Source organism: Nocardia sp. NPDC005978 (assembly GCF_040614455.1).
Lineage (GTDB): Bacteria > Actinomycetota > Actinomycetes > Mycobacteriales > Mycobacteriaceae > Nocardia.
In genome coordinates this window covers 1-9,998 of the sequence record NZ_JBEXUS010000179.1, presented here as the reverse complement: position 1 = coordinate 9,998, position 9,998 = coordinate 1, and the positions used below count along the sequence as shown (strand labels likewise).

Annotated in this window: 13 protein-coding genes; 2 read left to right on the top strand and 11 right to left on the bottom strand. The window is 70.1% G+C overall.

The window, feature by feature from the left end:
* Positions 1–83 precede the first annotated feature (83 nt).
* Entirely contained in the window at positions 84–683 is a 600-nt protein-coding gene (locus ABZ319_RS38840; RefSeq protein WP_354991595.1) for a permease, read from the top strand.
* Positions 684–819: 136 nt separating this feature from the next.
* Positions 820–1,344 carry a MarR family transcriptional regulator gene (locus ABZ319_RS38835; RefSeq protein ID WP_354991593.1) on the top strand — a complete coding sequence of 175 codons (525 nt, stop codon included), beginning with the start codon at positions 820–822 and terminating at the stop codon, positions 1,342–1,344.
* A 15-nt stretch (positions 1,345–1,359) separates the two neighbouring features.
* On the opposite strand, the gene hisI is transcribed toward ABZ319_RS38835, so the two are convergent.
* From hisI to ABZ319_RS38780, 11 genes are all read right to left on the bottom strand, one after another.
* Positions 1,360–1,722, bottom strand: coding sequence for a phosphoribosyl-AMP cyclohydrolase (gene hisI, locus ABZ319_RS38830; protein ID WP_354991592.1), 363 nt, complete (start codon positions 1,720–1,722; stop codon positions 1,360–1,362).
* Positions 1,719–2,492: an imidazole glycerol phosphate synthase subunit HisF gene (gene hisF / locus ABZ319_RS38825; protein ID WP_354991591.1), complete on the bottom strand. Its 774-nt coding sequence runs from the start codon at positions 2,490–2,492 to the stop codon at positions 1,719–1,721. The genes hisI and hisF overlap by 4 nt, the downstream gene beginning before the upstream one ends.
* Complete coding sequence (locus ABZ319_RS38820) at positions 2,489–3,382, bottom strand: inositol monophosphatase (protein WP_354991590.1); 894 nt, start codon at positions 3,380–3,382, stop codon at positions 2,489–2,491. Before ABZ319_RS38820 ends, hisF begins: the two co-directional genes overlap by 4 nt.
* A 4-nt stretch (positions 3,383–3,386) precedes the next feature.
* Positions 3,387–4,118, bottom strand: a complete 732-nt coding sequence (gene priA, locus ABZ319_RS38815; RefSeq protein WP_354991589.1) for a bifunctional 1-(5-phosphoribosyl)-5-((5-phosphoribosylamino)methylideneamino)imidazole-4-carboxamide isomerase/phosphoribosylanthranilate isomerase PriA — start codon at positions 4,116–4,118, stop codon at positions 3,387–3,389.
* Positions 4,119–4,300: 182 nt separating this feature from the next.
* Positions 4,301–4,750, bottom strand: coding sequence for a MarR family transcriptional regulator (locus ABZ319_RS38810; RefSeq protein WP_354991588.1), 450 nt, complete (start codon positions 4,748–4,750; stop codon positions 4,301–4,303).
* A 149-nt stretch (positions 4,751–4,899) separates the two neighbouring features.
* On the bottom strand, positions 4,900–5,535 hold the full coding sequence (gene hisH / locus ABZ319_RS38805) for an imidazole glycerol phosphate synthase subunit HisH (RefSeq protein WP_354991587.1): 636 nt from the start codon (positions 5,533–5,535) through the stop codon (positions 4,900–4,902).
* Positions 5,532–6,179 (bottom strand): imidazoleglycerol-phosphate dehydratase HisB, encoded by a 648-nt coding sequence (gene hisB, locus ABZ319_RS38800; RefSeq protein WP_354991586.1) that lies wholly within the window; start codon positions 6,177–6,179, stop codon positions 5,532–5,534. The genes hisH and hisB overlap by 4 nt, the downstream gene beginning before the upstream one ends.
* Positions 6,176–7,306: a histidinol-phosphate transaminase gene (locus ABZ319_RS38795; protein WP_354991585.1), complete on the bottom strand. Its 1,131-nt coding sequence runs from the start codon at positions 7,304–7,306 to the stop codon at positions 6,176–6,178. The genes hisB and ABZ319_RS38795 overlap by 4 nt, the downstream gene beginning before the upstream one ends.
* Positions 7,303–8,640 (bottom strand): histidinol dehydrogenase, encoded by a 1,338-nt coding sequence (gene hisD / locus ABZ319_RS38790; RefSeq protein ID WP_354991584.1) that lies wholly within the window; start codon positions 8,638–8,640, stop codon positions 7,303–7,305. Before hisD ends, ABZ319_RS38795 begins: the two co-directional genes overlap by 4 nt.
* A gap of 305 nt (positions 8,641–8,945) precedes the next feature.
* Positions 8,946–9,749 (bottom strand): membrane protein insertase YidC, encoded by an 804-nt coding sequence (gene yidC, locus ABZ319_RS38785; protein ID WP_354991583.1) that lies wholly within the window; start codon positions 9,747–9,749, stop codon positions 8,946–8,948.
* Between the two features lie 85 nt (positions 9,750–9,834).
* A partial coding sequence (locus ABZ319_RS38780; protein ID WP_354991594.1) for a DUF6412 domain-containing protein occupies positions 9,835–9,998 on the bottom strand: 164 nt, incomplete at its 5' end.

Genomic DNA, 9,998 nt, shown 5'->3' with positions numbered 1-9,998 from the left:
GTGCGGCGATCCGGGACCCGGCCCGCGCGCGCCCCGGAGTGGCGCTGCGGGGCAGGCCGCACCGCCGGGCATACGCTGGCGCTATGACTACCACCGGCCAGGAGCTGCCCGCCGAGAGCAAGGGATCCTCGTTCCGCACGTGGCGCAATCGGATCATCGCGCTGGTGGTGACGGCGCTGGTGCTGTGGGTGTCGTATCTGATTCTGGCCGCGTTCATTCCGCGCTGGTGGGCCCAGCGCATCGCCGAGAGCGTGAGCGGAAGTTTCGCCAAGGGCATCTGGTCGGGTCTGCTCATGGGTGCGATTTGTACGGCGGTGCCACTTTTTCTGCTATTGCTGGCGGGCACCACGTGGCGCAAACGGGGCGGTCCGTTTATTGCGGGCGCATCCGCCGTTCTCGCGCTCGCCGTGGCCATCCCTAATTTGATGACGCTAACTATCGTTTTGGGCAACTCGAATGCCGCGCACGCCGGCGAGCGCATTCTCGACGTCGACGCGCCGGGATTTCGCGGGGCCGCGCTGACGGGCGCGATCGGCGCCGCGGTGCTGTTCCTCGCGGTGGCATTTCTCGTGCTGCGCAGGCGATTCCGCAAGAATCGCGCCGCGAAGGCCCGCGCGGCCCAGGAAAAGCAGAGCGTCGCGGTCGAAACCGCGCCAAATCCGCCGGAATCCGGCGCGTACTGATTTTCCCCCGCGACACGCGTGATCGATGTCACGTCATTCACCAACACCGTGACTGGTGAGCGAAATCGTGGCAAACTCTGATACGCGGGTGACTCGCTGTTGATGCTCCACCGTCCGCCGGACTGACCAGCGCTACATGTCACTTGGCTGCTACGAGAGGGCTGGCACGGTGACGAAGTGGTTGAATCCCATGGAACAGCGAGCGTGGCGCAGCGTCATCGCGCTGATGACCAGGCTTCCGGCCGCCCTGGACACCCAACTCCAACGTGAGTCCGGGATTACCCATTTCGAATACTTCGTGATGACTCTGCTCTCCGAAGAACCAGGCCACCGGTTGCAACTGAGTGAGCTTGCGCAAAAGGCAAATGCATCGCTATCACGCCTCTCGCACGTGATTTCCAAACTCGAACGGCTCGGCTGGGCGGAACGCGTCACCATTCCCGGGCGGCGTGGCGCGCAGGCCGTCCTGACCGACGCGGGCTTCGAGAAAGTGACCGAGGCCGCGCCCGGCTATCTGGAATGCGTGCGCGGGCTGGTCTTCGACGGGCTGGACAAAGAACAGACCAAAGAGTTGCTCGAACTCAGCGAGGCCATGGTGCAGCAGCTCGAAAAGGGAATGGCCCGCGGAATGGGCCGTTCCGGCCGTCCCCCGAGCCATTGATCCGGCGGCGTCCGCCTACTCCCCCGATGCCCCGTCCGGGCGAGCCAGCAACACATCGGTATCGAAACAGGTGTGCGTGCCGGTGTGGCAGGCCGCGCCCTCCTGATCGACGATCAGCAACACGGTGTCGCCGTCGCAATCCAGGCGCACCTCGTGCACGTACTGGGTGTGGCCGGAGGTCTCACCCTTGACCCAGTACTGCTCGCGCGAGCGCGAATAGTACGTGCCCTTGCGGGTTTCCAGCGTGCGGGCCAGGGCCTCGTCGTCCATCCAGGCCATCATGAGCACGTCGCCGGTGGCGCGTTCCTGCGCCACGGCGGCGAACAGACCGTCGGCGTTGCGCTTGAGGCGGGCGGCGATGGCGGGATCCAGACTCATCGGACCACGATCCCTTCGGTGCGCATGGCGTCCTTGACCTGGCCGATGGTGAGGTCGCCGAAGTGGAAGACGCTGGCGGCCAGCACCGCGTCGGCGCCGGACTGCACGGCGGGGGCGAAGTCCTCGACCTTGCCCGCGCCGCCGGAGGCGATGACCGGAACCGAGACCGCGGCACGCACGGCGCGGATCATGGTGAGGTCGAAGCCCGCCTTCGTGCCGTCGGCGTCCATGGAGTTGAGCAGGATCTCCCCGACGCCGAGTTCGGCTCCGCGGGTTGCCCATTCGACGGCGTCGATGCCGGTGCCGCGCTTGCCGCCGTGCGTGGTGACCTCCCAGCCCGAGGGGGTGGGCGGCTGATCGGCGGGGACCGTGCGGGCGTCGACCGAGAGCACGATGCACTGCGAGCCGAAGCGCTGGGACATCTCGCGCAGCACCTCGGGGCGGGCGATGGCGGCGGTGTTCACCGAGACCTTGTCCGCGCCCGCGCGCAGCAGGCGGTCCACGTCCTCGACCGTGCGCACGCCGCCGCCGACGGTGAGCGGGATGAAGATCTGCTCGGCGGTGCGGGTGACCACGTCGATCATCGTGCCGCGGTCGCCGGTGGAGGCGGTGACGTCCAGGAAGGTCAGCTCGTCCGCGCCCTGCGCGTCATAGGTGGCCGCCAGTTCGACGGGATCGCCCGCGTCGCGCAGGTTCTCGAAGTTCACGCCCTTGACCACCCGGCCGGCGTCCACGTCCAGGCACGGAATCACACGCACTGCCAACGTCATTGCTGCTGCCTCTCCTGCGACACCGCGGCCGCCGCCGCCGGATCGGCCGGGGGTTCGGTTGCGCCGCTCACGGTTTCCCGCACGGTGTCGTCGATCATGTCCAATAGTTCTTCGTGCACGCCGGGCGCCGCCGCGAGCACCGAACCGGATTCGATGGTCCAGTCGCGCCCGCGCAGGTCGGTGACGACCCCGCCCGCCGCCCGCACCAGGGCCACGCCCGCGGCGTTGTCCCAGGGATGGTGGCCGAAGACCACCGCTCCACCCAACACCCCGGAGGCGGTGTACGCCAAGTCGATTCCCGTCGAGCCGTGCATGCGGACGCGACCGGACAACCGGCTCAGCGCGCCCAGCAGGTTGAACCGGAAGATGCCGGGGATGCGGCCCGCGCCGTCGATGTTGAACGCGCCGAAGCCGATCATGGCGTCGGCGAGTTTGGCGCGCTCCAGCGGCGGCAGCGGCTGGCCGTTCAGGAAGACCGGGCCGCCGAGCGCGGCCGCGTAGCGCTGACCGAGACCGGGCAGCCACGTCAGCCCGATGACCGGTTCGCCGTCTCGCACCAGGGCCAGCAGCATGCCCGAAAGCGGGTGTCCCGCCGAATAATTGAAGGTGCCGTCGATGGGGTCGAGCACCCAGGTGGTGCCGGAGGTGAGTTCGGGGCCGCCGAATTCCTCACCGTGCACCGGGAATCCGGTGCGCTCGGTCAGCTGTGCCGACAGGGTGCGCTCGAGTTCGAGATCGAGTTCGGTCGCGAAGTCGCCGCGGCCCTTCTGGACCGCGCTGGGCGCGCCGACCCCTTCCACGAAACGCGACGCCACCCCGTCGAGGGCGCCACTGGCGATGGTGAGCAGAGCGGCGAGGTCGGCGTCCTTCGGGCGCAGCGCGGCGGCCATCGGCTCAGCGCACCGCCGTGAGAGCTTCGGGCAGGGTGAAACGGCCCGCGTACAGGGCCTTGCCGACGATCGCGCCCTCCACGCCCTCGGGGACCAGGGTCGCGATGGCGCGCAGGTCGTCGAGGGTGGAGACGCCGCCCGAGGCGATGACGGGCGCGTCGGTGGCATTGGCCACCTGCAGCAGCAGGTCCAGGTTCGGGCCGGTCAGGGTGCCGTCCTTGCTGACATCGGTGACCACGTAGCGCGAGCAGCCGTCGCGTTCGAGGCGCTCGAGCACCTCCCACAGGTCGCCGCCGTCGGTGACCCAGCCGCGCCCGCGCAGCCGGTAGTCGCCGTCGATCAGCTTGACGTCCATGCCGACCGCGATCTTGTCGCCGTATTCGCCGATGGCGCGCCGGCACCACTCGGGATCCTCGATGGCCGCGGTGCCCAGGTTCACGCGCGCGCAGCCGGTGGCCAGGGCGGCCTTCAGCGATTCGTCGTCGCGGATGCCGCCGGAGAGTTCGACCTTCACATCGAGTTCGCCGACCACTCGGGCCAGCAGATCACGGTTGGATCCCTTACCGAACGCCGCGTCCAGATCCACCAGATGGACCCATTCGGCGCCGTCGTTCTGCCATGCCAGGGCGGCGTCGCGCGGCGAACCGTAACTGGTTTCGCTGCCCGCCTCTCCCTGAACCAGGCGCACGGCCTCACCATTGGCGACATCGACGGCAGGTAGCAGCACAAGACTCACGCAAGCATCCTAGTGGCTACCGAACTCATCCCCACTACCGGGGCTTTCGCCGGAATCGAGTCGGTTCCGCTCCCGAGCCGGCCGGACGCGGCCGCCGGGATACGGCGGATGCGGGCCACCGGGCGACCCGCGACCGGCAGCGAGCGCGGCGGACAGCAAGCGCGGCGCGGCGGGTGTGGCCGTCAGCGGGCGTGCTGCTCGAGGACGCGGTTGAGGAGCAGGACGAAGGTGGCCCGGTCCGCGGTGGAGAAGCCGGGCAGGAGTTCGGCCTGGGCGGCTTCGAGCCGGGTGTCGAGGTCGGCCAGGTGGGCGGCGCCCACCCGGGTGAGGCTGATGATGTTGCGGCGGCGGTCGGCGGGGTCGGGGGTCCGGTGGACGAAGCCGCGACCGGCCAGGTCGTTGACGGCCGCGACGATGTCGCTGCGGTCGATGCGGGTGCGGCGGCCCAGTTCGGCCTGGCTGTCCGGGCCGAACTCGTCGAGGGTGGCGAGCAGTGCGTAGTGGTGGCGCCGGGATCCGGTGGGCTCCAGGGCCCGGTCGGTGGCGCGATTGGCGACGACGGCGACCTGGCTGATCAGCCGGGTCGGCAATGCCCGCACCCGCCCGGAGGCGCCCTCGTGCGCGATGTCCATGCGAGCAAGATAATCCTCGGAAGGGCATTTCCGCGCGCACTCACCCCGGCGGTCCGAGCACCGGTGGGCCCCGATCGCCGCGCTCGATCCGGACACCCGCCGGGAACACCGAAACCCCCACCGGCGGCGGGGGTTTCGTGTTGTTCGGTTCAGAGTGACAGCACCCAGTTACGCAGCAGCTGCGCGCCCGCGTCGCCCGACTTCTCCGGGTGGAACTGGGTGGCGCTGAGCGGGCCGTTCTCCACCGCGGCCAGGAACGGCACACCGTGCTCGGCCCAGGTCAGCTTGGCCGGGGGCAGTGAGCTGTCGCCCTCGTTCCAGCCCCAGGTCTGCGCGGCGTAGGAGTGCACGAAGTAGAAACGGGTGTCGGCGTCCATGCCCCCGAACAGCACGCTGTCCGCGGGCGCCTTGACGGTGTTCCAGCCCATGTGCGGCAGGACGGGGGCGTCCAGCCGCTCCACGGTGCCGGGCCATTCGCCGCAGCCCTCGGTCTCGACGCCGAATTCCACGCCGCGCTCGAACAGGATCTGCATGCCCACGCAGATGCCGAGCACCGGACGGCCGCCCGCGAGGCGGGAGCCGATGATCCGGTCACCGCGCACCCCGAGCAGACCCGACATGCACGCCTCGTACGCGCCGACGCCGGGCACCACGAGACCGTCCGCGTTCAGGGCGAGTTCGGGATCGGCGGTGACGGTGACGTCCGCACCCGCGCGCACCAGCGCGCGTTCGGCCGAGTGCAGGTTGCCCGAGCCGTAATCCAGCAGGGTGATCTTCTTGCTCATAGGGTTCCCTTGGTGGAGGGGATGCCGGAGACCCGCGGATCCGATTCCACCGCAGCGCGCAAAGCCCGTGCGACGGCCTTGAATTCGGCCTCGGTGATGTGGTGCTGATCGCGGCCGTAGAGCACCCGCACGTGCAGGGCGATGCGCGCGTTGAGCGCGATGGACTCGAAGACGTGCCGGTTCAGGACCGTGGAGTAGGACGCACCGGGCCCCGCCGACGGAATGACGGTGTGCAGCAGGTGTTCCGGCTCCCCGGTGTGCACGCAGTACGGCCGCCCCGAGACGTCGACGATGGCCTGGGCCAGGGTCTCGTCCATGGGAATGAAGGAGTCGCCGAACCGGCGGATCCCCTTCTTGTCGCCCAGGGCCTGGGCCAGCGCCTGGCCCAGCACGATGGCGGTGTCCTCGACGGTGTGGTGCGCCTCGATCTCGATGTCGCCCTTGGCCGCGACGGTGAGATCGAAACTGCCGTGCTGACCGAACGCGGTGAGCATGTGGTCGTAGAACGGGACGCCGGTGGAGATGTCGGTCTTGCCGGTGCCGTCGAGGTTCAGTTCGACAACGATGCTGGATTCCCGGGTGGTGCGTTCCACCCGCGCGATTCGGTTCATGCTCGCTTCCATGGTCGGTGTGGGTTCGGTCATCGCCGGACCAGCTCGGTGGCCGCCAGTTTCGCACTGACACGCAGCAATTCGTCGTTCTCCGCGGCCAGGCCGACGGTGGCGCGCAGGTAGCCGGGGATCCCGACGTCGCGAATGAGCACGCCCTCGTCGAGGTACCGCTGCCAGGTGGCGGCGGCGTCGGCGAAGTGGCCGTAGAGCAGGAAATTGGCGTCCGAGGGGATCACGTCGTAGCCCATCTCGCTCAGCGCGGCCGCGACCCGATCGCGCTGGGCGGCGAGTTCGGCGACGCTCGCCAGGGTTTCGTCGGCGTGGCGCAGGGCCGCGCGCGCGGCGGCCTGGGTGACCACCGACAGGTGGTACGGCAGTCGCACCAGCAGCATCGCGTCGATGATCGCGGGCGCGCCCACCAGGTAGCCGAGGCGGCCACCGGCGAAGGCGAACGCCTTCGACATCGTCCGCGAGACAACCAGTTTGGCCGGGAAGCGGTCGATGAGCGACAGGGCGCTCGGCGCGTTCGAGAACTCGCCGTACGCCTCGTCCACCACCACGATGCCGGGGGCTGCGTCGAGGATCCGTTCCAGATCACCGGCCGGAATGCTGTGCCCGGTCGGGTTGTTGGGGCTGGTCACGAACACCACGTCGGGACGGCGCTCGGCGATCACGGCCACGGCGTAGTCGATGTCGAGGGAGAAGTCGCCGTTGCGCTTGGCCTCGACCCATTCGGTGTCGATGCTCTCGGAGATGATCGGGTGCATCGAATAGGACGGCACGAAACCCAGTGCGCTGCGGCCGGGTCCGCCGAAGGCCTGCAGCAGCTGCTGCAGGATCTCGTTGGAACCGTTGGCTGCCCACACGTTCGACACGTCCACCGCGACGCCGGTCTGCTTGCGCAGGTAGGCGGCGAGTTCGGCGCGCAGGAACACCGCGTCCCGGTCCGGGTAGCGGTGCAGGTCGGCGGCGGCCGCGCGCACCGACTCGGCGACGTCGTCCACCAGGGCCCGGCTCGGCGGGTGCGGGTTCTCGTTCGTGTTGAGCTGCACCGGCACCGTCAATTGCGGTGCGCCGTAGGGGCTCTTGCCCCGCAGGTTCTCGCGCAGCGGCAGATCGGCGAGCGAGATCGAGGCGCCGGGCACGGTCGCCGCGCTCACGACAGGTCTCCGAAGCGCACCTGCACGGCCTGGCCGTGCGCGGGCAGATCCTCGGCGTTCGCCAGCGCGACCACGTGCGCGGCAACGTCTTTCAGCGCCGCCTCGGAGTAGTCCACGACGTGGATGCCGCGCAGGAAGGTCTGCACGCTCAAACCCGAAGAGTGCCGGGCGCACCCGGCGGTGGGCAGCACGTGGTTGGAGCCCGCGCAGTAGTCGCCGAGGCTGACCGGGGACCACGCGCCCACGAAGATCGCGCCGGCGCTGCGCACCCGGGCGGCCACCGCGGCGGCGTCGGCGGTCTGGATCTCCAGGTGTTCGGCGGCGTAGGCGTTGACCACGCGCAGACCCTGGTCGATGTCGTCGACCAGGACGGTGCCGGACTGCTTGCCGGTCAGCGCCGCCACGACGCGATCGCGGTGCTTGACCACGGCCAGCTGCGCGGTCAGCGCGGCGTCCACGGCGTCGGCCAGCTCGACGCTGTCGGTGACCAGCACGCTGGCCGCCAGCACGTCGTGCTCGGCCTGGGAGATGAGGTCCGCGGCCACGTGCGCGGGATCGGCGGTGGCGTCGGCCAGGATCGCGATCTCGGTGGGGCCGGCCTCGGCGTCGATGCCGACCAGGCCGCGGCAAAGCCGCTTGGCGGCGGTGACGTAGATGTTGCCCGGACCGGTGATCAGGTCGACGGGTTCCAGTTGCGCGCCGTCGGTGTCGACGCCGCCGTAGGACAGCAGGGCGACCGCCTGCGCGCCGCCGACGGCCCAAACCTCTTGCACGCCCAGCAGTTCGGCCGCGGCGAGGATGGTCGGGTGCGGCAGGCCGCCGAACTGCGCCTGCGGCGGGGAGGCCACCACCAGCGAGTCCACGCCCGCGGTCTGGGCGGGCACGACGTTCATCACGACGCTGGAGGGGTAGACCGCGTTGCCGCCGGGCACGTACAGCCCGACCCGCTCGACCGGCAGCCAGCGTTCGGTGACGGTGCCGCCGGGGACCACCTGGGTGGTCTTGTCGGTACGGCGCTGATCGGCGTGCACGGTGCGGGTGCGGTCGATCGCGACCTCGAGCGCGGTGCGCACGGCCGGATCGAGTTCGGCCAGGGCCCTGACGAGTTCGGCGGCGGGCACCCGCACGGTGGCGGGGGCGATGCCGTCGAACTGCCGGCTGAACTCCTGCGCGGCCGCCACGCCCCGATCGCGGATGGCCTCCACGACCGGCCGCACGTGATGCAGCACCGAGTCCACGTCGACGCCCCCGCGCGGCAGCGCCGCGCGCAGTTCGGCAGCAGTGGGAGTACGTCCGCGCAAATCGTCGCGGGCGAGCTCGATGCGGCTAGTCATAGCGGTGTGCGGTCCTTGTCTCTGATGAACATCTGCTGATCATGCTCGAGCGGTTGCCGAGCAGCCGAAACTGCTCGCGACCAGGTACCAGACTATCGGGTCCGCGCCAGCCGGTTTCCGGCCACACCGGCCCGGCCCGGACACGCCGCCCGGCGGTGCGACCGGAGTCACAGCGCCGGGCCGCTCGGGGTCACCGCGCCGGGCCTGCCCGAGGCACCGCACGCGGCCCACCCGAGGCACCGCACCCCGCCCGGCCAGGTCATCGCATCGGGCCCGGCGGGATCACCGCACCGGGCCGGGCAGGGTCACCGCACCGGGCCCGGTGATTCGGCGTTCCCGCCGGTCACGACACCCGTGCTCGGATTCATCCGGCGGTGGATCAGGTGCTGCTGTGCGAAGGTGCAGGCGTTCTGGGTGAGGAAGTACAGCAGGATCGCCACCGGGAAGATCGCCCCGGCGAGCAGGGCGCCGGCCGGGAAGACCCACAGCGTCAGGGTGTTCATGATCCGGGTCTGCGGCGTCGGTTCGACGCCGCTCTCGAGCTGGCGGGCCACCGCGAAGCGCGCGGTGAAGTGGGTGGCGACGGCGGCGACGAGCATGAGCGGCACCGCGACGACGGCGACGGTGAACAGCGCGTCACCGGCCCCGGACAGGGTCGCCGCGAGCGGCACGCCCAGGAATTTCGCCCCGAGGAACGAGTCCACCTGGGCGGCCGAGAAGACGTAGTTGCCGGTGTCGGCCCGCTGGAACGACCGCAGCACGTGGAACAGGCCGATGAACACCAGCGCCTGCCCCACCATCGGCAGGCAGCCGCCCAGCATGCTGACCCCGTGCTCCTGGCGCACGCGTTGCAATTCGGCGGCCTGTTTGGCGGCGTCGTCGGGATATTTGCGCTTGATCTCGGCGAACTCGGGTTGCAGTTTCACGAGTCCGCGCTGAAACCTGGCCTGCGCGAAGAAGGATCGCAACAGCAGGGCCCGCAGGGTCAGGACCAGGAACACGATGGCCAGCACCCAGGCCGGGTCGCTGTCCGCGCCGAGCAGGGCGGCGAACACGGTGTGCCACAACCAGAGCACGGCGGACACGGGGTAGTAGACGAAGTCGAGCAAGGGGCACCTCACGGTGAGGAACCCGCGCATCGGCGCGGGCTGAGCGAACGAGGGCAGCGGCTGCCCGGCCACGCCATCGGCGTGGTCAGGCCGTCACGACCCCCGGTGCTCGCGGCCGAGGCCGCCCCGCGGTATCCGGATTGCTCTGGCGGAGAAAGGCTCCCCGCCGCCGTCGTTCCGCCGATGCCGGCGGCCCCGCAGATCGGTAGAGCGTCGGGGGGGGGGGAAGAGTGTTGGGGGGATTGTGTT

What these genes read in the sequence shown, in the direction of transcription:
- ABZ319_RS38810 (WP_354991588.1), bottom strand. Translation starts at nt 4,750, where the DNA reads ATGGACATCGCGCACGAGGGCGCCTCCGGGCGGGTGCGGGCATTGCCG.
- ABZ319_RS38840 (WP_354991595.1), top strand. Translation starts at nt 84, where the DNA reads ATGACTACCACCGGCCAGGAGCTGCCCGCCGAGAGCAAGGGATCCTCG.
- hisH (WP_354991587.1), bottom strand. Translation starts at nt 5,535, where the DNA reads ATGAGCAAGAAGATCACCCTGCTGGATTACGGCTCGGGCAACCTGCAC.
- hisB (WP_354991586.1), bottom strand. Translation starts at nt 6,179, where the DNA reads ATGACCGAACCCACACCGACCATGGAAGCGAGCATGAACCGAATCGCG.
- hisD (WP_354991584.1), bottom strand. Translation starts at nt 8,640, where the DNA reads ATGACTAGCCGCATCGAGCTCGCCCGCGACGATTTGCGCGGACGTACT.
- ABZ319_RS38835 (WP_354991593.1), top strand. Translation starts at nt 820, where the DNA reads ATGTCACTTGGCTGCTACGAGAGGGCTGGCACGGTGACGAAGTGGTTG.
- hisF (WP_354991591.1), bottom strand. Translation starts at nt 2,492, where the DNA reads ATGACGTTGGCAGTGCGTGTGATTCCGTGCCTGGACGTGGACGCCGGC.
- ABZ319_RS38820 (WP_354991590.1), bottom strand. Translation starts at nt 3,382, where the DNA reads ATGGCCGCCGCGCTGCGCCCGAAGGACGCCGACCTCGCCGCTCTGCTC.
- hisI (WP_354991592.1), bottom strand. Translation starts at nt 1,722, where the DNA reads ATGAGTCTGGATCCCGCCATCGCCGCCCGCCTCAAGCGCAACGCCGAC.